The 22710-nt window shown below is 49.0% G+C and carries 19 protein-coding genes; 7 read left to right on the forward strand and 12 right to left on the reverse strand.

The features are described from left to right. Positions 1–22 precede the first annotated feature (22 nt). The 11 genes from DFR28_RS04620 to DFR28_RS04670 all read right to left on the reverse strand — a co-directional run bounded on the left by DFR28_RS04620 (position 23) and on the right by DFR28_RS04670 (position 13748). Positions 23–421 (reverse strand): hypothetical protein, encoded by a 399-nt coding sequence (locus DFR28_RS04620; RefSeq protein ID WP_113953102.1) that lies wholly within the window; start codon positions 419–421, stop codon positions 23–25. Positions 422–438: 17 nt separating this feature from the next. Continuing rightward, positions 439–1230, reverse strand: a complete 792-nt coding sequence (locus tag DFR28_RS04625) for a glycine-rich domain-containing protein (RefSeq protein ID WP_113953103.1) — start codon at positions 1228–1230, stop codon at positions 439–441. A 485-nt stretch (positions 1231–1715) separates the two neighbouring features. Beyond that, a complete protein-coding gene (locus DFR28_RS04630; protein ID WP_113953104.1) occupies positions 1716–4031 on the reverse strand; it encodes a TonB-dependent receptor in 2316 nt (771 codons plus the stop codon). A 168-nt stretch (positions 4032–4199) separates the two neighbouring features. Next, a complete protein-coding gene (locus DFR28_RS04635; RefSeq protein ID WP_113953105.1) occupies positions 4200–4523 on the reverse strand; it encodes a 2Fe-2S iron-sulfur cluster-binding protein in 324 nt (107 codons plus the stop codon). 36 nt (positions 4524–4559) lie between these two features. Beyond that, positions 4560–5924 carry a reductive dehalogenase gene (locus DFR28_RS04640; RefSeq protein ID WP_113953106.1) on the reverse strand — a complete coding sequence of 455 codons (1365 nt, stop codon included), beginning with the start codon at positions 5922–5924 and terminating at the stop codon, positions 4560–4562. A gap of 119 nt (positions 5925–6043) precedes the next feature. Continuing rightward, a complete protein-coding gene (locus tag DFR28_RS04645) occupies positions 6044–7582 on the reverse strand; it encodes an indolepyruvate oxidoreductase subunit beta family protein (RefSeq protein WP_113953107.1) in 1539 nt (512 codons plus the stop codon). A gap of 4 nt (positions 7583–7586) precedes the next feature. Continuing rightward, positions 7587–9734: a thiamine pyrophosphate-dependent enzyme gene (locus DFR28_RS04650; protein WP_113953108.1), complete on the reverse strand. Its 2148-nt coding sequence runs from the start codon at positions 9732–9734 to the stop codon at positions 7587–7589. A 90-nt stretch (positions 9735–9824) separates the two neighbouring features. Then, on the reverse strand, positions 9825–10628 hold the full coding sequence (locus DFR28_RS04655; RefSeq protein WP_113953109.1) for a cyclase family protein: 804 nt from the start codon (positions 10626–10628) through the stop codon (positions 9825–9827). 234 nt (positions 10629–10862) lie between these two features. After that, on the reverse strand, positions 10863–12086 hold the full coding sequence (gene pcaF, locus DFR28_RS04660; RefSeq protein WP_113953418.1) for a 3-oxoadipyl-CoA thiolase: 1224 nt from the start codon (positions 12084–12086) through the stop codon (positions 10863–10865). Between the two features lie 12 nt (positions 12087–12098). After that, positions 12099–12506, reverse strand: a complete 408-nt coding sequence (locus tag DFR28_RS04665) for an acyl-CoA thioesterase (RefSeq protein ID WP_113953110.1) — start codon at positions 12504–12506, stop codon at positions 12099–12101. A 45-nt stretch (positions 12507–12551) separates the two neighbouring features. Next, positions 12552–13748, reverse strand: a complete 1197-nt coding sequence (locus tag DFR28_RS04670; protein WP_245941730.1) for an acyl-CoA dehydrogenase — start codon at positions 13746–13748, stop codon at positions 12552–12554. Positions 13749–13916: 168 nt separating this feature from the next. On the opposite strand from DFR28_RS04670, the gene DFR28_RS04675 reads away from it, so the two are divergent. From DFR28_RS04675 to DFR28_RS04695, 5 genes are all read left to right on the forward strand, one after another. Then, positions 13917–14672 (forward strand): SDR family NAD(P)-dependent oxidoreductase, encoded by a 756-nt coding sequence (locus DFR28_RS04675; RefSeq protein WP_113953420.1) that lies wholly within the window; start codon positions 13917–13919, stop codon positions 14670–14672. A 76-nt stretch (positions 14673–14748) separates the two neighbouring features. Next, positions 14749–15255, forward strand: a complete 507-nt coding sequence (locus DFR28_RS04680; protein ID WP_113953111.1) for a MarR family winged helix-turn-helix transcriptional regulator — start codon at positions 14749–14751, stop codon at positions 15253–15255. Then, positions 15203–16069 (forward strand): enoyl-CoA hydratase family protein, encoded by an 867-nt coding sequence (locus DFR28_RS04685; protein WP_281268359.1) that lies wholly within the window; start codon positions 15203–15205, stop codon positions 16067–16069. The genes DFR28_RS04680 and DFR28_RS04685 overlap by 53 nt, the downstream gene beginning before the upstream one ends. A gap of 2 nt (positions 16070–16071) precedes the next feature. Next, a complete protein-coding gene (locus DFR28_RS04690) occupies positions 16072–17247 on the forward strand; it encodes an acyl-CoA dehydrogenase family protein (RefSeq protein ID WP_113953113.1) in 1176 nt (391 codons plus the stop codon). Positions 17248–17268: 21 nt separating this feature from the next. After that, positions 17269–17661 (forward strand): RidA family protein, encoded by a 393-nt coding sequence (locus DFR28_RS04695; RefSeq protein WP_113953114.1) that lies wholly within the window; start codon positions 17269–17271, stop codon positions 17659–17661. Between the two features lie 270 nt (positions 17662–17931). On the opposite strand, the gene DFR28_RS04700 is transcribed toward DFR28_RS04695, so the two are convergent. Next, positions 17932–20307 carry an oxidoreductase gene (locus tag DFR28_RS04700; protein ID WP_113953115.1) on the reverse strand — a complete coding sequence of 792 codons (2376 nt, stop codon included), beginning with the start codon at positions 20305–20307 and terminating at the stop codon, positions 17932–17934. 151 nt (positions 20308–20458) lie between these two features. Between DFR28_RS04700 and DFR28_RS04705 the strand changes: the two genes are divergently transcribed. Together DFR28_RS04705 and DFR28_RS04710 are read left to right on the forward strand one after the other, a co-directional pair. Continuing rightward, complete coding sequence (locus tag DFR28_RS04705) at positions 20459–21922, forward strand: oxidoreductase (protein WP_113953116.1); 1464 nt, start codon at positions 20459–20461, stop codon at positions 21920–21922. Further along, entirely contained in the window at positions 21919–22692 is a 774-nt protein-coding gene (locus tag DFR28_RS04710) for an enoyl-CoA hydratase-related protein (RefSeq protein ID WP_113953117.1), read from the forward strand. The genes DFR28_RS04705 and DFR28_RS04710 overlap by 4 nt, the downstream gene beginning before the upstream one ends. Positions 22693–22710 lie beyond the last annotated feature (18 nt).

A 22710-nucleotide genomic window follows, 5' to 3' on the forward strand; every position in this document is an offset into this window, starting at 1 on the left:
ATTAGTTTGGCTGCCAATATGACTATATCTTAGGTATATAGAATGATTGCGTGCTATTACCAATCCAAGTGCATTCGCCGCTTTTATCCCATCCAAAGGTAATGAACGAAAGCTGTGCAATTGAACTGATGGCCTCGACCATCTCAGGCCTCTCGGTAGAGCAGAACACGCTCTCTTTGGTATCCGAGTTTTTCGCTTGGCAAAAGCCGTATTCAAACACCTCGTCACCAACTAGCGAGAAGCGCACTCCGCAACCGATAAAACTCTCTTCGTCACTGGAGAATCGAACCGTATACATGTCGCCACCCGCCCGACTATTTTCGAAATCGATGATCAACTCAGCAGGCTGATATTTGCCCGCAAATACCGAGTTACAAGCAAACAATAACAACAACGCTGCAACAAAATTTCTCTGTTTCATTTATCTCTCCTATAAAGTTATTCAACTGCTACTTGACCGCAATGCACGATTACGACTAGGCCACTATCGCCATCGTCGCCGTCAAAACCATCTTGTTCGACAGAGGCTGGCGCACCACTACCACCTCCATTAGCGCTTCGACCTCCCGTTTCACCATCACCGCCCGCTAATCCATCCAAACCGGTACCCGCGCCACCACTGCCACCGGCACTCGCATTTTCACCATCACTCGCAGTACCAACTTGGCTACCACCGCCTCCGCCACCGCCGTTGCCGCCGGTCGCGGAAACTACGAGCCCGTCTATGTCCACCGAAGACCCGACACCTAAACCGCCGCCTTCGCCACCGTTATAGATGTACGTCTCACCGGGTACTTCAAGGCCACCCGTTCCACCTGCTCCGCCGGCCCCCACATTGATTTCAATCACCATTCCTGGGGAAACCGCTATGTCGTTCGCGATGACAGTTTCGCCAAACGAGCCGTTTCCGCCGGCGCCACTTAACGCGCCAATATCTGCTGCACCACTGCCACCGCCGCCACCAGAACCACCAACTACCTGTACGCTAATCAAGTTCACGCCGGCGGGTATTTCATATTGCACAGCACCCGCCTCAGCGAAAACTACATCATCGACTTGTTGGCATACAGCAACTATCGGCACCGACGTTTGTGCGTGTGCAGGTAACACCATTTCAGTTATCAGCGGTTTGCTCCAACGGGTCGGTAACAGCGAACCCGCGCCTAATACCGTCGAGCCGATCAGAGCCTTCTTTAAGACGGTACGACGATTTCCTTTACTTGACTTCATAACAACTCCTTCCGCCTACCGTATGGCAGCGCTATTTAACATGGGCAAAGAAGCAGAATAATCAACAAAGCACCAAATTAAATCCGTGCCAATACCTATATTTGGCACCGCAATAGTTTTAAAGACAAACAGCCGCGACATATCTATTTTTCGCCGGATACCATTCGGCGTTGAAACGGTGCGCTAGTTCCATTGCCTGTTAGGCCAATGGAACTGGTGTCGACACATCGCTAAACTCCCTCTAACGACTCAATAAAAGAGGCCTGACTTACTATTTCACGATTAGGGGGGGAACGTAAGCCAGGCCACTTCGCAGCACGGGTAGTCATTTTGAGCAATTCGCTCTTAATGACGTAGTTAACAGTAAGCCAGCCAGGGTACGGCGGTAAATCCGTGCTGCCACCTATTTTTGAATTACGCGAACCAAGCGATCAACCAGTAATTTAGCCCTCGAAAATAACCAAGTTGCTTTAATCAGCGCCAGTTTAGAATTGCTTTAACAATTCAATACCCCAGATTGCTGGGTCATTAACAAAGCCCGAAAAATTATTAAAGTCGATAGCGCCTTCGATGGATCGTTGGTCAAATATATTGCGGCCAAAAATAGCAAATTCGTATCCACTATCGGCCGACTTATAAGCAGCCCGCAATCCAGTTTCGGTTAGGCCTCGTGATCTAAATTCTGCGCTCTCATATAGAAAGAAGTTGATCTCGCTACGATATGCGATATCGGCATACAGATAGATCTCTCCTTGAGCTAACGGCCAGCTGTAATGGGCTGTGAGGTTGGCGATGTACTTCGGTGCTTGCGGCAAGGGATTACCGTTGATCAGCGCATTACCTGTAACAGGGTTAATCGGGTCACGCACCAAACACGGCGCACCACAGGTTCCGACTTCTAATGTGTCGTCGTTAATCTCGGTGTTATTCAGACTCACACCAGCCGTAATGACCGTCTGAGTTCCGACGTTGATGCCACTATCGATTTCAAAGCCATAGCCTTCGACAGAATCCGCATTGAGTAATTGATTAAAGTTACCCGCGCCACCAACTGCGGTTAGTTGTTGATCATCGGTCGCAAAATAGAAACTACTCAGATTCAGATAAGCCTTGCCATCCAGTAGCTCGCTTTTAAGGCCTACCTCAAAGGAGTCAATTGTTTCAGTTTCAGCCACCGTCACACTATCACCAAAGACAATTCTCCCTTGCACATTGGGCGCTCTAAAACTGCGCGCGTAGCGTGCATAGGCGAGGCTCTGCTCATTAACTTTATAACTAAGCGACAAGTCACCGGATAAAACCGCATCGTCAAGGTCACGTCGAATTGGCGCTAACGCGCCACTGCCAAATGGTCCAACAGAGCGAGACGCGACAAACTCTTTATGCTCGTCTGACCAACGCAAACCACCATTGATGCTCAGCTTAGAATTAAGCCGCCACTCGGTTGAAGCAAAGAGTGCGTAGGCGGTGGTTTCTTGCTCTTGATTCGCCAAGCCGTTAATGCGGCCACCGTCCAATGTATCAAAGCTCAAGTTCTCAATCTCTAAATCCTCGAAAAACGCAAACCCTCCGATGGTCGTAGTTAGGCTGTCAAGCGGATCGAACACATACCGAATCTCCTGTGTAAGCTGCGAATGATCATTGATGTTGTCCGCACTCTCAGCCGAAAACGGTATAAAACCCGGCCCTGAAGGCGGCGCAAACGAGGCACCAAAGCCACCGTCAACATCACCGCGAGCTTGCACCTCGACGCTCTCATAACTGGAAATAAAGCTTAAGGTACCAGCACTCAACTCGATATCGGTCTTGATGCTGGCTCCGTGATTGTCCACATTGAGGCGTTGTGTGGCGTCTTGAGCGGTTTCAAAAAGCTTGAAGTCTTCGGTCAATCCACCGATGCCGGGCTCAATAATATTCGCGCGAAAAACGCGAGAACCACCATTAAGTGATCGACTATGTAGATTGAGTAGAACATTGACATTATCATTTGGTGCATAGTTAAGCAGCAAGCGACCGGCAAATTCATCGAACTCTTCGAAACCATCTTCTCCGCCATTGAAGGTATTATCTACAAAGTCATCGCGCTGCTGATACAAGCCCGATACGCGTGCCGTTACGGTGTCACTCAATGCTCCGCTGAGCGCACCTTCAACATCCACAGTATCGAATCGCCCATATGAGATTCGCCCATAGCCTTCGGTGTGCTCTGTTGGTTTAGCCGATTCAAACTTGATTGCACCGGCGGGCGTATTACGCCCAAAGAGCGTACCTTGTGGGCCGCGAAGTATCTCAATACGATCTAAATCAAATACCGGAAAGCCCTTAAGAATGGGGTTTTCAAGCACCACTTCGTCGTAGATCAAACTCACCGGCTGATTTGCATTTAAATCGAAATCGGTGTTGCCCAAGCCTCGAATATAGAAGCGTGGGAACGTACGTCCTGACGAGCTTTCGGCATACAGGCTCGGACTGCTCGCCGACAAAAATAAGATGTCTTGTGCTGACGATCGTAGCGTGTCGAGCTTTGTTGAACTCAGCACATCAAGCGATAACGGTACATCTTGTACGCGCTGCTCTCGCTTCTGAGCCGTGACGATAATTTCCTCCAACAGCGCGACGGATGGCTCTTGTGGTTGCGGTGCTTGACCCATGGCAACTGGCAGCCAAAGAATCGTACTAGCAGTAACAATAAACGAACAAAATTTAGGAGAATACATAAGGCGGAACGGCAGAGGTTGAGTCGATGATGACGTAAGACCCGAGTCTTGCCGTAAACCTTGCAGTATATTCTTCGATGCCATGAAAAATAGCAATCGCAAGCCTTGAGAGTGGTGCGGATCTTAACCTAGGCGCGGCACTACGCGTGTGATGACCTAATTCTCAGATAGCACTAATATAGATAACACAGAGCCGTTCGCTCAGAGGCTTCCAACCTGTACTCTATTATTTTCAGGCAAATTTTTTACAGCCTAATACTGTGATTCCGGCAAATGAATCACTACACCATCAAGCTCTCCAGTCATTTTTAATTGGCAGCTCAGACGGCTTGTGTCACGACATTCGGCCTCGGCGCATTCCAGCATATCGACTTCGTCGCCACTGCGTTCAGGAAACTTGTCGGCCCATGCTGGATCCACATAAACATGGCACGTCGCACATGCCATGGCACCACCACACTCCGCTTGAATGCCATCAATGTCATTAGCAATTGCACCTTCCATAATGCTGTCGCCAACAGGCACGTCAAACGTTTTTGAGGTTCCGTCATGTTCGATATAAGTTACATTTGGCATAATAAAATTCTAGTCGGTCAAAGTTCGAAAAAAGGGTTAAGGTGTCACTGGCTCGGCTTGTGAACGTTCTTTAGTATTGGCGCGTAAATCCTTAACGCGTTGCTGACGTTGGGCTTTTTCTGGGTCGATTGGATGATCCGAAGCGACCTCGATTTTTATATCTTTCAATCCGGCCTTCCTGCCCCACCAGAGATGAGATGGCAATTGATCATGCAGCCGTAATCGGTCGTCTATTTTCAGCGCTAGCTTACGCAGCGGCGTACCGAGTAACCAACGCAATACTCTAAAACGGCGTTGCGAAAAGTCCTTGTTATAAACGCAGGTACGAATGCAGTTAGCGCAATCAGTGCCTTTTGACACCCAGAACTTAAAACATTTCTCGGCGTCAGTAGTCCACTTAACAATACCCTTAATATTTGAGCGATTAAAGGTATAGTCCGATGGCTCTCCATGGTCAATGGCTTGTGGTGGGCAGTTGTTAGCGCAGCGCCGACAAATCTGACACGTCTCGGTCACGCCGAAGCGTTGTGGTTTATCAGTTTGCAACGGCATATCAGTCAACACTCGACCAAAACGGACTCGCGGACCAAACTCTTTAGTAATCACAATACCGCTCCGACCATACTCTCCAAGGCCAGCTTTAATTGCATACGGAATCGCCAGATTAGTGTCATTTTGGCAGGCCACTGCTTGGTAACCCAAGCTGCGAATGTATTGCGCCACAGCCAATAGAATGACCGCATCGTCGGCATAGCCAATAGCTGGTGCGGTACTCGCGGTGCTTGATGGCGAGGTACGTATTAATTCGTAGTCCATTGCTTTCGCCAGCACCACCACATTAGTCAGGCCTTCGGGCAATTCTAGCGGTTCATTACTGAGCGTTCTCGCACTGAATTTCCCGACATAGTTTAGCCGCTCTTCGTAATCGGTAATACCGACCAAATCCGCGCCGTACAACTTGGCAACTTTCTTGATTTCAACGGAAGCTTGTACAGGATCTTCAATTGATACGGGGTCTAGTTTAGGCGGTATATGCGGCTTGAAATTGTCCCAGAAGCCATCACGACGATCTTCGGTTTTGTGTCGCTCGGCGAGCATTTCAGTAACAACCCAGGGGCCATTGCGCAACGCATAATCATGCGCTTCATAGCCATCTGCGTCACGCGATCGCTCAGTCGGTTTAACGAACGAGCGAAAGAATTTATACACCATCTTGTTCTGGACTTTCTTATCCCAAAAGCCACGACAGAACATGTCATTGGGCTGATTGAACGGCTCAAATTCGGGTGTGATGGTGATATTTTCGAAGCCACAAAGTGCTTCGTTTTGTGTCGGCGCGAAATTCTTGGTCGGCTTTAAATTGTCTGGATTAAACTCGTCAGCTGTTTTCATGTCCGCCATATTTACCCACCTTACTAAATGAATTTAACTGCCACGAGCCCTCACCGAAGACACGCATTGCGATAACTGCCCGCTAATCTTTACTCCCAACTCTCAGACTGTTAACACTGAAACGATAATTAGCCTGCAACTGCCGAGGACATTTCGCTGTTTAGCTGTGCACCCGACTCTTCGGCTAGCGCGGCATCACGCAGACGCGTAATCACCTGGCTCGGCTCAGATTTGCTCATGATCTTCGGTAGACTCGCTACAATGCTCGAGTAATTCGCCCAACCACGCTCATGGGTATCACCGTAACCTTTAATCAACCGCTGGCATTGCGCTAGCGACACGCCGCTTTGATAATCGCTGCTAGCAGTGCTCGCAACTAGATTTAACCAGTCGTCGATACGTGTATGCTCGCGCTTAAAGCGCAACGTGCTACGCCGAATACCTCTAAATTTTGCGGTAACGTAGAGCATGAGAAAGCCGCCTAGCTTTGACGTATTGATTTTTCGCTCCTTACAAAAGTAGCTAACCATTGCGCGCAGTGGCGCGACGTTCAATATCATGTTGCCAAACCAACTTGGCATGGTATCGGCAATCTCTTCCAAGCGCGGATGCATAAACTCAACCACATGCACCACATCACCGGGTTTAGCTTTAACATGGTCTTTATAACGGGTAAAACGCTGCTGCCGGATCTTTAAATCCGCCACCCGAATGGTGTCTTCATACGACATCCATAATGCAAGGTAACGTGCGACTTCACGCGTTAAGGCAAACTGTTGCGATTCGCCGCCATTCGCTAGATCCGTGTCTAAAACCTTAATCAATTGCTGTAAATATTCGTCGGCGTAAGCGATATCTTGATAATCAACTAAGCGCTTGATGCCTTCTACGGCAAATTCGTGGGCTTGCTCAGGCAATACGCTTTTTATAGTGTTCAACAAAGCTTGCAACTTTGGCTGCGTGGCAGTCGGAAACCTAAACTCCTGCGCAGAGGATGTGCTATCGGAAACCGCATGAGTATTGTTTAGCAGCGCTTGCGCTCGTGCATAACCCGCATTAAAACCGGCTAAATTTGATTCAACCGCTTTGCCACCCTGACGAATCACTTGCTCAAACTGCTCGCGTTCAAATGGCAGCTGATTACTGCCCGCCAATGAACCAAACAAGATAGCACTGATCATGCATCCGGTATCAATCGCCGTTTGCTGCATATCAAAGCCAATAAAATTTTTGGCATGCTCACGGGCACCAGCAATGATTAACTCCGAATTTGCGCGGCCGTCGCCAAGCACTTCTTTCTCGGCTTGCGAATACAGACGATGCGTTGACACAATAAAAGTGGTTTGCTCAGGCGTGACCAATCCACGGGTTACCGCACGACCGGCTTCGACCAGTTCTCCAGCCACCACGATATCGACATCACCTTCAACCGGCATCAAGGCCATCACCGGCTCTTTGGCGGCCTGCTTAGAGAGTTCTTCAGGAAACAACTCAATATAGTAAATGGTGGAACCGGTTCGCTGCGCAACACCCGGTACAGAAGTGTACTGAGCGTAATATTGATTGCTCTCGGCCAGCGCGACCATCCACGCGGATAGAACGCCACCACCTTGTCCACCCATTGCCGCAATCGCCAACTTGATTGGCTGTTTCGTCGTATTTGTCATCGCCTTAATCTTCCATCGCCCATCGCGCACGCTTCTTTTCAATGCCGTTTTGTAAAAATCGAATGATGGATTGGCCTACTGAGTATCTAACTCGCTCGAACCAACCAGGGTTACGTACATAGTCTGCTCTGAAAAATGACGGACACAACACCGCCGCATGCGCAACTTCACCGCACACACCACAACCAACACAACTTTCTTCAACCTTGGCAACCGGGTCTTCTCGCAATGGATCAGGGTTATCCGCAATTGACAACGACGGGCAACCAGACAAACGAATACAGGAATGATCACCGGTGCAAACATCGTCATCGATACCAAATTTTTGTTCGACCACGCGCTTGCCTTGTTTTACTCGCTCTACCCGTAATGGCTTTTCACGACGCGTTTTATTAAGCATGCACTCGCCTTCAGCAATGATCACTTTAGGGCCGACATGATCGGTCGTCATTGCATCACGTAAGGTTTGTAGGCTTTGCTTAATATTGTAAGTTTGAGTCCGCCTGACCCAACTAACGCCAACGCCTTTTACCGCGTCAACAATCGGGATTTTATATTGGCGGCTGTTCGCAACTGCCTTTGAAGAAGGTATCCACTGACCGCCGGTTGCCGCCGAATAACCGTTGTCGACAATCACCGTAATGCCGTCGTGCTCATTCTCAACTGAATTACCAATTCCGCTGGTTAAGCCGTTGTGCCAAAACCCGCCATCGCCCATCAAACTGATCGGCCGACGTGTGTGTTTTAAATTTAGTGCCGATGAACTGGCCGCGCCGAGACCGTAGCCAACAATGGTGTTGCCTAAGTTAAATGGCGCGAGCGTAGCAAACGAGTGACAACCAATGTCCGCACTCACTTGTAGTGGCCCAACTTCTCGTTGTAGCAACTTCATGGCTGTAAAGAACGGACGCTCCGGACATCCGGTGCATAAGCCTGGTGGCCGTGCCGGTACGGTTTTAGCGATACTTTCAATTGGAATACTGATCTCGCGCACCGCCTTTTTAGGTGCTTCAAGCAATTCCGGTTGGGAGTTTTCGATAAACGCTTTAACGCCTTTGCGTAACACCGCGCCAGTGTATTCACCAGCCTTGAGTAACACGTCTTTACCGTAGACCTTGGTAGCAATATCAGCTTTACGCAATATGCTATGTAAATTCTGCTCTATGAAATCCGGCTGACCTTCTTCAATCATCAGCACCGCATCTTTGTCACGACAGAAACTCTCAAGCTCATCATCTACCAGCGGATAAGACACATTCATAACGTACAGAGGAATCGCCGAGTTACCAAAACTGTCAGACAAACCTAAGCCTTGTAGCGCACGAATAACCCCGTTGTAGTGACCACCTAAGGTGATAATGCCAACGCGATCAGTTCTTGCACCAGGCATTAATTCGTTCAGCTTAGCCTTACGAATGTAATCGAGCGCCGCGGGCCATCGGTCATTAATCTTCTCTTGCTCATGACGAAAGGTATGCGGAGGAAGAATAATGGCATCGCCAGCACCAACTGGATTATCGAGTGCATCTTTGCGACTGAACAAGGCTTTCTTATTGTCCTTTGCAATAAACCGACCATGCATATGACACGCACGAATACGCATTTGATACATCACCGGCGTATGGCTGGCTTCCGACAAGCGAAAACCATGTTCAACCATCTCAGTCATGGTGTCTAAGTTGGGGCGCGGGTCCATCAGCCACATTTGTGATTTCATTGCAAAAGCGTGGGTCCGCTCTTGCATAATACTGGCGCCTTCGCCGTAGTCTTCACCAAGGATAATCAGCGCTCCGCCCTTAACCCCTGCCGACGCGATATTCGACAACGCATCAGAAGCGACATTAGTGCCAACCGTTGACTTCCACGTCACTGCTCCACGCAAGGGATAATTGATGGATGCCGCCAACATAGCCGCGGCGGTTGCTTCACTCGCCGAGCTCTCAAAATGCACATCAAGCTCTTCAAGCACATCATGGGCGTCAGCCAGCACGTCCATCAAATGCGACACCGGCGCACCTTGATAACCGCCTACATACGAGACCCCAGATTGCAGCAGTGCTTTAGTGACCGCCAAAATGCCTTCACCATGAAACTCGTCGCCATCGCCCAGACGTAACTTTTGTATTTCTTTGACGAACGAACGCTCAGCCATCTAGATGCTCCTACTTAAAGTGATCACAATTACCATACTCGGATTAGTATCTTGCCACTAATATTAAACAGCTTACTTGTATTACGTGCCTCACTGGGCAGGCTCTTGTGCGCGATCTGGCACTAAGGCTAATACACGTAATGGACTACCCGAGCCATTCAAAATTTTCAACGGCGCGCTAATGATTACAGCGCCAGTCGCTGGCAACTGATCGAGGTTGGTCATGCATTGCAGCCCGTACTTGCCAGACCCCATGAAAAAATAATGATGTGGATACGGCGGATCAAAACTAAACGCTTGGCCAGCATCAGTTCCTACCGTTTCACAACCAAAGCCTAAGACATCACGCTCTTCTATCATCCAACGACAAGCCGCTACGTCAGGGCCCGGCGAATGTGCGCCGTCTTCTTGCATATTAGTGTAATTATCAGGATCAGCGACTTTACGCCAATCTGAACGCAGGAATACCCAACAGCCAGCAGGAATAGTACCGTGCTCGGCTTCCCACTTTTGCAGATGCTCAACCGTTAAGATAAAACCTTTATCAGCCGCAACTTCTTTGGAGCAATCGATCACCACTACTGGCGCAATCATGTTTTCCACAATGAGTGTGTCAGTCGAACCATTGGGTAAATCTTTACCGGTTACCCAATGACATGGTGCATCAAAATGCGTACCAGTATGCTCACTCAAGGTAATGTTTTGCCAGTACCAAGCAGGGCCGTCACCATCATACTTAGAGATAACTTCCGCACTAAATGGCAACGCCTGTTTGAACTCTTCCGGCAATTGAATAGTCGGGTATTCAGGGCGTAAGGTCTCAGTAAGATCGACCATCTTAATTCCGCCTTGCGCTATTTCGGTAATCAAACCGTTTAATACTGTTGCTGACATACATTATCCTCTTGTGTTGATCTGACTAAATTATTCCGCATCTTCATGCGTTTCTAACTCATTTAAGAAAACTCAACGTTGAGTTATTGCTAATCCTCAATTGGAACTAGCCCATCTACCTATCAAGCGCTGCAGCCTATAACTCGCTGCTGCCTATCAAGCGCTGCTGCCTATAACTCGCTGCAGCGCTAATCGCACTCAGACTTAACACATACTCGATAGTAAGCCGATGTGTTACTGACAGCGCTCGATAATCATCGACAAACCCTGACCGACGCCAACGCACATGGTGCACAAAGCATAGCGGCCGTGTGTTCTTTCAAGTTGCCGCAAAGCGGTATAGACAATGCGTGCACCGGACATACCTAAGGGATGACCGAGTGCAATACCACCGCCGTTTACATTAACCCGCGGATCGTCATCGGCAATTTCAAGCCCGCGCAATACCGACAAAGCCTGTACTGCGAACGCTTCATTGAGTTCTATAACATCAATATCCGCCAACGACAGCCCGGCGATATTCAATACTTTGTGAGTCGCAGGCACTGGTCCTATGCCCATAAATTTCGGCTCGACGCCGACGCTGGCCATGGCCACAATACGACCGCGTGGCGCCAAACCGTATTTTGATATGCCGCTATCGCTGGCTAACAATAGCGCGCAGGCGCCGTCATTAACGCCGGAGGCATTGCCGGCAGTTACCGAACCGTCAACTCTAAACGGCGTCGACAATTTAGCTAATTTTTCAACGCTGGTATCTGCGCGAATATGCTCATCGTGCTCAACCTTAAATGGCTCACCACGGCGCTGAACGATCTCGACAGGGACGATTTCATCCGCAAAAAAACCACAGGCTTGCGCTGCACCGGCCTTGTGCTGACTAGCCGCCGCAAAGGTGTCTTGATCCGCTCGGGAAACGTGGTACTTCTCGGCTAGGTTTTCAGCGGTCTCAGGCATCGATTCAGTACCGTATTGCGCCTGCAGAGCCTTATTGATAAAACGCCAACCAATCGTGGTATCAAATATCTGCGCGTTACGACTAAATGCCGTGTCGGCTTTGGGCATCACCAATGGCGACCGAGACATCGATTCGACGCCTCCCGCCACGATAATTTCGGCCTCGTTTAACTTCAGTGCGCGAGCAGCTTGGCCAACAGCCTCCATGCCCGAACCACACAAACGATTTACCGTCACACCGGCAACCGCCACGTCTAAACCAGCCAATAGCGATGCCATGCGCGCCACATTTCGATTGTCTTCGCCGGCCTGATTGGCACAACCTAGAATTACCTCATCTACTACCGACCAATCAAGATTTGGGTTTCGTGCTTTGAGTTCGCGAATTGGAATAGCCGCAAGGTCATCAGCACGCACACTCGACAGCGCGCCGCCGTAACGACCGATGGGCGTTCGAATCCCATCACAGATATACGCATTATTGGTAGCAGGTTTGGGCATGACTGACATCGCTTATGTTTCTAACATTAATTGCTTCAGCTCAGGTGGAATCTCACTAGCATTAATTCCACCTCCGCCGGTCTTCTCGATATACACCATCGTGAGATTACCTTTAAGGCGTACCTCATCGTCGCAAACCGCTTCTAACACGATACTGATCGAGCTCCGACCAACCTTCTCGACCGTCAGCGCAAAAGTCAATACATCGCCTAGCCGACTCGGCAGTTTAAAATCGACATCAATATGAACCACCGGCACACCAGCATTGAGGTCTTCATGTAAACGCTGAAAGTCGTAACCTAATTGCCCTTCACACCACTCTTCAATCACTTGATTGAACATTTCGAAGTAACGCGGGTAGAACACCAAGCCGGCAAAATCGACATGGTTAAACCTTACTTTAATATCGGTGTTGAACATTTTAATTAGGCTCGCATGTCGGTGTCAGAATCAATCGGCTAAGTGCTATTGAAATGCCTGCAGCCCAGTTTGAGCCCGACCAAGAATCAACGCATGGATGTCGTGTGTGCCCTCATAAGTGTTAACCGCTTCGAGGTTCATTGCGTGGCGAATAATATGATACTCATCAGCCACCCCATTTCCGCCGTGCATATCACGTGCGACGCGCGCAATATCGAGTGCTTTACCACAGTTGTTGCGCTTCATAAGTGACACCGATTCCGGCCCTGTTGCACCTTGGTCAATAGCGCGACCAACTGCTAATGCACCGTTTAAACCAAGCGCAATTTCAGTTTGCATGTCTGCCAACTTCTTCTGTATTAATTGGTTCGCAGCGAGCGGTCGACCGAACTGTTTTCGCTCCATTGTGTATTGACGTGCAGCGTGCCAGCAAAACTCCGCCGCCCCCATAGAACCCCACGCAATACCGTAGCGCGCTCGGTTAAGACAGCCGAATGGACCGCCTAATCCAGAGATATTTGGCAGGAGATTTTCTTCTGGAACAAACACTTCATCCATAACGATTTCCCCAGTAATAGATGCTCTTAGAGAGAACTTACCCTCTATCTTCGGCGCGCTCAGACCTTCCCAACCTTGTTCCAGAATAAATCCCCGAATCTTCCCATCATCGGTTTTTCCCCACACAACAAACACATCAGCGATCGGCGAATTTGTGATCCACATTTTCGCGCCGCTCAATTTATAACCGCCGTCCACAGAGCGGGCTCGCGTAATCATCGAGCCTGGATCTGAGCCATGATCTGGCTCAGTTAAACCAAAACAACCCACATGCTCGCCAGAAGCCAGCTTAGGGAGATATTTATTCCGCTGCTCTTCCGAGCCATACGCATAGATTGGATACATTACTAAGCTTGATTGAACACTCATCGCTGAGCGATAACCGGAATCGACACGCTCAACTTCGCGCGCAATCAAACCATAGCTAACGTAATTAAGTCCGGAGCCGCCATATTGCTCAGGCAATGTGGCACCGAGTAAACCGAGCTCACCGAACTGGGTCATGATCGATCTATCGAAAACCTCATTGCGATTTGCTTCAACGATGCCAGGCATAAGCTTGTCTTGGCAGAACGCGTGAGCGGTCTCCATAACCATGCGCTCTTCGTCAGACAAATTATTGTTAAAGCACAGAGGGTCTTCCCAATTGAAGGTACCTTCTACAGTAGCGATGTTGCCAGTCACAGCGATCTCCGAATTACAAATTGATTAGGCACGCGGCCTCAGATGATTAGAATATTCATACACAAGATTGTTTATGTCAATAAGTTTCTTACTTAAAACATTTATATTGACAACTAAGTTGGCTAAACCTTAGTATTCCACTGCACACTAAAAATAAAATCGACGATGATGAATAATCCATTACAAGGCAAGCACGCAATTATCACTGGTGGTGGTACCGGAATTGGCGCCGCAATAGCGGACACACTGACCGAACTTGGCGCGCGCGTAACGTTAATGGGGCGGCGCTTAGACGTGTTGAGTGACAAGGCCGACAGCTTGGCTGGAGCCTCCGCAATCGCGGTAGATGTATGTGACGAGGCCTCAGTAACTAGCGCCTTTGCACAAGCTGGTGACTACGACATTTTAATTAACAATGCCGGTTTAGCGCAGAGCGCGCCAGTCAATAGAACGTCGCTAGCGCATTGGGACAAGACCATCAGTGTTAATTTGACGGGAGTTTTTCTCTGCTCAAAACACGCTGTCGATATGTTAAGAAAGAAAGACTATGGACGCATAATTACCATTGCCAGCACCGCTGGCTTGACTGGCTACGGCTATGTCAGCGCATACTGTGCGGCCAAACACGGCGCAATTGGCTTTACCAAGGCGCTCGCAAAAGAGATGGCCAGAACCGCAACCACCGTGAACGCGGTATGCCCGGGATACACCGAAACCGCCATATTAAGCGACACCATAGCTAACATTGTCAGTAAAACCGGTTGCACTGAGCAAGCCGCGCGAGATCAGTTATTAGTCGATAACCCGCAGAAAAAATTTATCCAGCCCAATGAAGTCGCGAGCATTACCGCCTCATTATGTTTGGCGGCAAGCAATTCAATTACTGGGCAAGCCATTGCGGTTGACGGGGGAGAGACGGCTTAGTGCTAAACAGACTTTTAAATAAGCGGTATCCTAACCGTTTGATATACCAAAGTTAGATCGACCAGAGGGAAGAATAATGAGTCAAGTAGCCATTCCAAGATCAGCTCGCATAGATTCGAGCAAACTGACAAAGTCGCGTAGCAAACAAGCGCTCCGCTTATGGCTGCGCCTGTTTTCATGTCAATCGATGATCGAAGACATTATTCGTGTTCGCTTGCGCGACGATCATGGCATTACGCTTCCTCAATTCGATGTATTAGCCGAGCTTGATAATGCTGACGAACCGTTGACCATGTCGGAATTGTCGCAACACTTAGTAGTATCCAACGGCAATATCACTGGCGTTATCGATCGACTGGAACGCGAAAAATTTCTCAAACGCGTACGCTCTGACCAAGACCGCCGAGTTCAGTACATTCAGTTAACCGATAGCGGTCAAGAGCGTTTCAAAGCGATCGCTGCCGAACATGAAACTTGGGTCGCCGATTTATTTTCAGCACTAGATCGGGACGAAGTTGACCAAATGATCAATACCCTTAAGAAAACCAAAGAGTCGATTCAGGGCAAATCCAACAAAACTTAAAGACACAACATCCATGAAAGATAAGCCTTCACATTTCAAGCTCGACATCAACGATCAGGTTGCGACCATCACGATTAATCGTCCTGAGCGCAAAAACCCTTTAACCTTTGAGTCTTACGCTGAACTTCGCGATTACTTTCGCGACTTGGTTTATCGAGATGACATCAAAGCCGTGGTGTTAACCGGAGCCGGCGGCAACTTCAGCTCAGGTGGTGATGTGCATGAGATCATTGGCCCGCTAACCAGAATGGAAATGCCCGAACTGTTGGCATTCACCAGAATGACCGGCGACCTAATTAAGGCCATGCGCGCCTGTCCACAACCGATTATTGCCGCGGTCGACGGAATTTGTGTTGGTGCTGGCGCGATAATGGCAATGGCCAGCGACATTCGGTTGGCAACTCCGTCTGCCAAAACCGCGTTTCTATTCACGCGGGTAGGTTTAGCCGGTTGCGACATGGGCGCATGCGCCATATTACCGCGCATTATTGGCCAAGGGCGCGCCTCTGACTTGCTATATACCGGCCGCAATATGAGTGCCGACGAAGGTGAACGATGGGGTTATTTCAATCGCATCTGTGATTCTGAATCTTTGCTCGAAGAAGCTACCGCATACGCCAATAGGTTAGTTAGCGGACCCAACTTTGCGCACGGCATGACCAAAACAATGCTCCACCAAGAGTGGAATATGAGCATAGACCAAGCGATAGAAGCCGAAGCTCAAGCACAAGCGATCTGCATGAAGACCCAAGATTTTAAGCGCGCTTATGATGCGTTTGCCAATAAGAAAACGCCCGAATTCAAAGGGGATTAACTATGTCTGACAAGTCTTTTTTAGATTGGCCGTTCTTCGATGCTAAACATAAAACACTCGCGCTAGATCTTGAAAAATGGTGTGACGCCAATCTTGATGATGAACATCCACACGACATTGATCAAGCCTGTCGAGACCTAGTTGAAAAATTGGCCGCCGGCGGTTGGCTGACCTATGCCGCACCAGTAGCCAACCAATACGGTGAAGTCAAACTAGACGTAAGATCACTCTGTATTATCCGCGAAACTCTCGCGCGCTATTCAGGGTTGGCAGATTTTTCTTTCGCCATGCAAGGCTTGGGTAGCGGGTCAATCTCGCTCTTCGGCACACCGGCAATAAAAGACCACTACCTACCACGTGTTCGCAACGGGCAAAATATTGCCGCATTTGCATTGTCCGAACTCGAAGCCGGTTCTGACGTCGCGGCAATGCAGACCAGCGCAGTACTCGACGGCGATGAATACATTATCAATGGTAGCAAAACCTGGATATCTAACGGCGGTATTGCTGACCATTATGTAGTGTTCGCGCGCACCGGAGAAATGCCTGGATCCAAAGGACTAAGTGCATTTGTAGTTGACGCCGACACTGCCGGGCTGAGCATTGAAGAACGCATCGAAGTCATTGCTCCGCACCCTCTAGCAACGCTTAAGTTCACCGATATGCGCGTGCCCAAGCAAAACCTATTGGGCAACCCTGGTGAAGGCTTTAGGGTTGCCATGGCCACCTTAGATATTTTTCGCTCTACGGTCGGTGCGGCATCGATGGGCTTTGCACGCAGAGCGCTCGACGAGAGTTTACACCGAGCCAATACCCGAGAACTATTCGGCGCACCGTTGTTTGACCTGCAAGCAACGCAGACCAAAATTGCCGATATGGCGGTGGATATCGATGCCAGCGCGCTGTTAATTTATCGCGCAGCGTGGACCAAAGACTGCGTTAAAGATCGTGTGACTCGCGAAGCGGCAATGGCCAAACTTTACGCCACAGAATCAGCACAGAAATCCATCGACCAAGCGGTTCAGTTATTTGGCGGCATGGGCGTGAAGAAAGGCTGCATCGTTGAAAGCCTGTATCGTGAAGTACGAGCACTAAGGATTTATGAAGGCGCCTCGGAAGTCCAAAAAACCATTATCGCCAATCAAACCAATCAGCTTTTTAAAGCGCAAAGCATTTAGATCTGCAATAGTTAAATAGTTATGAGAAAGATTTTACAACCAGAAGGATGGCGACAACCGAAAGGCTACTCTAATGGCATATTGGCGCAAGGGCCGATGGTGTTCACCGGTGGAATAATTGGCTGGGACGAGCAAGAAATCATCCAATCCGACCACCTCGCTGACCAAGTTCGTCAAGCACTGCTAAACACTGTTGCGGTTTTAAATGAAGCCAATGCCAAACCCGAGCACATCGTCAGAATGACTTGGTATGTAACCGACAAACAAGCCTATTTGGAACAAGGCAAGGAAATCGGCCAGCATTATCGTGAAATCTTAGGTAAGAATTTTCCAGCCATGGCGCTAGTACAAGTGTTAGCGCTAGTTGAAGACAAGGCAAAAGTCGAGATTGAAACGACCGCTGTCATTAGTTAGTCAAAAGCGTTTTACTAGCCCCCTCAATAAACCCTTAATGCGCCGGCTGCCAACGGCGTATTAAGCGGGTCAACACCGTCATCCCGAGCTCCTTTATAGCGACGCGCAACATTAATGGCTCGCCGCTCAAGCCCGTAACTTAATTCTATTCGCTGTTAGCTAAATAGCCAGCCTTGCACGCGCGAGCCGGACAAAAAAAAGCGAGTATCATCCACGCGATACTCGCCTAAAAAATAAGTGCAGGAGGATATAGCGCACTTAGAACTACCTTTAACTCAATTCTTTTCGCCCCAGCGCCAGTGCCAAAGCATCATTCGGCGACGGTGGTTTAGCATTAATGCGCAACTCTCGCATTTCATCGCTCTCACGCTTAGCCAATAACCCAGCTTGAAACTTACCCGAGGTGTATTGCTCAGGCCAATGCTGCTCACTGTGGCCGTAGCGCGCCGCTTCTTGCAGCACCATATTTGGATTGGTTAGCAATGGTCGGGCAAACGCCACAAAGTCAGTACGGCCTGCGGCTACCAAGGTGTTGGCTTGATCAATACTTGAGATATTGCCCGCCACAATGGTGGGAATACCAACCTCATTGCGCACTTGATCGGCAAACGGCACCTGAAACATACGACCGTAAACTGGCTTTTCGGCCTTAGTCACCTGCCCTGTCGAGACATTGATTACGTCGGCGCCATTGGCTTTAACTAAACGTGCGACTTCGAGCATATCGTCCTCGCTTAACCCATTCTCAATCCAATCGGATGCCGAAATACGCACCGAGATTGGTTTATGTGCCGGCCATACTTCGCGCGCGACTCTCAAGCATTCCAGCGGGAACTTCATGCGGGCATGGATGTCGCCACCATACTCATCGCTGCGAATATTTGTTACAGGACTAATAAAACTCGAGAGCAAATAGCCATGAGCCATGTGAACTTCGATCATGTCGAACCCAGCGGCATCAGCATGGCCTACTGAAACCCGATAGTCTTCGAGCACTTGATCCATATCCGCGCGGCTTGCTTCACGTGGCACCACTGAATTTTCTAAATACGCAATTGGGCTTGCCGAAATAATGTCCCAGCCGCCCTCTTCCAGCGGTTGATCCATGCCATGTTTTGGCAAACGCGTTGCACCTTTACGTCCAGCATGACCTAACTGTGCACAAATTTTTCCTTCGCCGTACTGATGAGTAAAATCGACAATACGCTGCCAATCCTGCGCTTGCTTAGCGGTATACAAACCGGCACAACCAGGCGTGATTCGTGCCAGTTCAGAGATACAAATCATCTCAGTCAGGATCAAGCCAACACCGCCAATCGCGCGACCACCGTAATGAACCAAATGCCAATCGCTAATATCGCCGTCGTGCGCACAGTATTGGCACATCGGGCTCAAGGTGACGCGATTAGGAACGACCATTTCGCCAATCTTATACGGCTGTAAAGCTGGTGGAGCTGGCCTATCATCGGTTTTCGCTATTGCTAAACCAGTCACCTTGGCATTGTGCTTGGCAAACCAGTCGGTAATGCCATCAATGTATTTTTGGTCGCGCAAAGCAAGATTGTCATAGGTAATCTTTTTCGAGCGCGTGATCATGCTGAACTCAGTTTGTTCCGGATCGAATTGATTCAAATAACGATCAGCATGCTCAAACCACTGCAAGCTAACATCGGCCGTGTGTTGCAATATCTCGGTAACTTCGCGACGCGCTGCATCATACGCTGGCAATGTAGCCTCAACTGTTTGGTGCTGTTTAAACGCCTCAAACAATGCAATGCTGTCTTCCATTGCCATTTTGGTACCAGAACCGATAGAAAAGTGCGCGGTGTGTGCGCAATCACCAATGATAATGACGTTGTCATGGTGCCATTTGGCATTCTTAACCACCGGAAAAGTTCTCCAAACCGAGCGATTAGTTAACAATGAATGTCCATCTAAATCTGGCTCGAAGATCTTTTCCATATAGGCTTTAGAGTCTTCTTCAGACATTTGATCTAGCCCGGCACTTTTCCAAGTTTGGTCAGTTGTCTCGACCAACCAAGTCGCTTTACCTTGTTCAAATTGATAAGCATGAACCCAAAACCAGCCATGCTCAGTTTGTCTAAAGATAAACGTGAATGCATCAAGCGGCTTTGACGTTCCTAACCAGCAAAAACGGTTCGGTCGCATATCAATAGTCGTGCCCAACTGCTCTTTAAATTTCTCTCGCAGCAGGCTAGTAATGCCGTCGGCCGCGACCACTAGATCAGCATCGAGTAGCTCGTCAACTTCGGTTATGTCAGTTTCAAAATGTAGGTTCACACCCAGTTCGTCGCATCGCTCGTGAAAGATATTCAACAGCTTGAGGCGCGACATACCAGCGAAACCGTGTCCACCTGAGACAATATTCTTGTCACCGTCTGGTGTTTCAATAACCGTACGAATTTGGTCCCAATAGGCAAACGAATCGACAATTGCCTGAAATGATTTTGCATCATACTCGAGGAAACCGCCCATGGTGTCGTCCGAAAAAACCACACCAAAGCCCCACGTTGCATCACGCGGGCCACGCTCATACAAATGAATGTCGTGCGAAGGATCATGCTTTTTCATTAATAAAGCAAAGTACAGGCCACCAGGCCCTCCGCCCAAAATATTTATTCTCACGTTGTGTTTCTCCGATGAATATAATCGCTAACAAATTATATTTTATGCTTGAACCTTTTAAATGTAAACAATATTTTGTATGATCAAAATATGCGGTACAAGTAGTCACTCCGCGTCGGCAAAAACAACCAACCTATAGATGCAACTTTATATGTGGAAACCCGAAGAGCGGATTCGCTATCAACCAATAGATTGTCAATGGCCTACCCAAGAACAAGCAGCAAACTCTCCGGTATTCCAAACCATTGCGATTGGCCCAATTAGGTTAGCGCAAAAGACATGGATTCCAGCAATGGTTCCTTGGCGCAGCAATGTAGCTGGCGAAGTGACCGAAGATGTAATCCAATGGTACGAGCGATACGCCCAAGGCCAGCCCGGCGCGATCGTCATTGAAGCAACCGGCATTCGCGATGTACCGAGTGGCCCATTATTGCGGATTAGCCATGATCGTTATATTGACGGGCTCAGCGAATTAGTTAAACGCGTCAAAGCCGCAAGCAACAATCAAACCAAAGTGTTAATTCAAATCATCGATTTCTTGGCCATCAAACGTCGTCCAAATCGTGATGCTTTTCTCACTCGATTTCTCAAAATCACGCCACAGCATATTGCCAAACTGAATGCCCCAGATCTGAGCGAAGAGGAACTTAGACAACGCCTAATAGCATTGCCTGACGATGAACTAAAGGACGTTCTAAACCAGCGTGAATACAGTCAACTGAGCCACGGTTACCGAGAATACGTTACCGACCTAGACCTACCACACATCGCCGAACTGCCGGCGGTGCTACCTGATTTGTTCGCCAGCGCAGCATCTCGAGCAGCCAAAGCAGGTTTTGATGGCATCGAACTGCATTACGCACACGCCTACACAATGGCATCGTTTTTGTCAGCCAAGAACAACCGTACCGATGGCTATGGGGGCAGTCGCGAAGCACGTATTAAATTGCCGATCGAAGTCTTTAATAGTGTTCGCAAAGCCGTGGGCCCTGAGGTCGCGGTTGGCTGTCGCTTCTTGACTAATGAATGTATCGACTCAGGGAGCGACTTAGAAGACGCGTGTTATTACGCGGTCGAATTTGCCAAAGCCGGCATGGATTTTCTTTCTCTGTCGCGTGGCGGAAAGTTTGACGATGCGAAACAACCTAAGGTAGGCGCAGCTGCCTACCCGTACACCGGACCGAGCGGCTACGAATGTATGCCCGGACACATATCCGATGAATTCGGTCCATTCGGACGCAATATAGAACCAACCAATGCGGTACGCGCGGCAGTGGTCGCAGCCGGCTATACCACGCCAGTAGTGTGTGCCGGCGGTATCCATAACTTCGAACAAGCTGAACAACTATTGATAGAGAATCAAGCCGACATCGTTGGTATGGCACGTCAGGCAATGGCAGATCCAGATTGGTTTCGCAAAGTCAAAAGTGGCAACGGAAATCAAGTTAAGCTATGTGAGTACACCAACTATTGCGAAGGCTTAGATCAAAAGCATAAACAGGTCACTTGCCAATTATGGGATCGCGAAAAACTCGACGAGCCTAATATTAGAATGAGCCACGACGGCAAACGTCGCTTAGTAGCACCTACTTGGAATCCGGAAACTAAATCATGAGTACCAACACCTTAATCGTCAGCGATGCGTCTAGCAGTACGCTACAGATTCAACTCAACCGACCGCACGCTTATAACGCACTCAACACTGAGATGCTTTGCGCCATCGGCCAACACTTGCACGACGCCCAACAGCGTACTGAAATCCAATGTGTGGTCATTACCGGTAATGAAAAAGCCTTCGCTGCAGGTTCTGATGTCACGGAAATACAAGCGATCAACACCGGCAGCTATCCAGAGCGTGAACGCAGCGTAGCGTGGCAGCAAATAAGAAGCTTCCCAAAACCGATTATCGCTGCCGTTAATGGTTTTGCTTTCGGAGGTGGTTGTGAGTTGGCTATGCACGCGGATATTTTAATCGCTAGTAACACAGCGCAATTTGCCCAACCCGAAGTTAAGCTTGGGCTAATGCCAGGCGCTGGCGGCAGCCAATATTTACCGGCTCGAGTTGGCAAAGCGACCGCCATGCTTATGAACCTAACTGGCATGAAAGTTAGCGCGCAACGGGCACTTGAAATTGGCTTAATTAGTGAACTGGTAGATGCCGATGATGCACTGCCTAGAGCCTTAGAGATCGCCGAACTCATGTCGAGCATGTCGCAATCCGCGCTGATTGCCAATAAACGCAGTGTCTTGCGCTCCTTCGAGTGTCCGCAACAAGAAGCCTTACTGTTTGAGCGCACACTATTTCTCGAACAAGCTCGCTCCGACGATGGCATCGAAGGCGTCACTGCCTTCCTCGACAAGAGACAGCCTAATTTCAACGCGTGATCAACGGCTTATCTTTTA

The organism is Arenicella xantha, assembly GCF_003315245.1.
GTDB lineage: Bacteria > Pseudomonadota > Gammaproteobacteria > Arenicellales > Arenicellaceae > Arenicella > Arenicella xantha.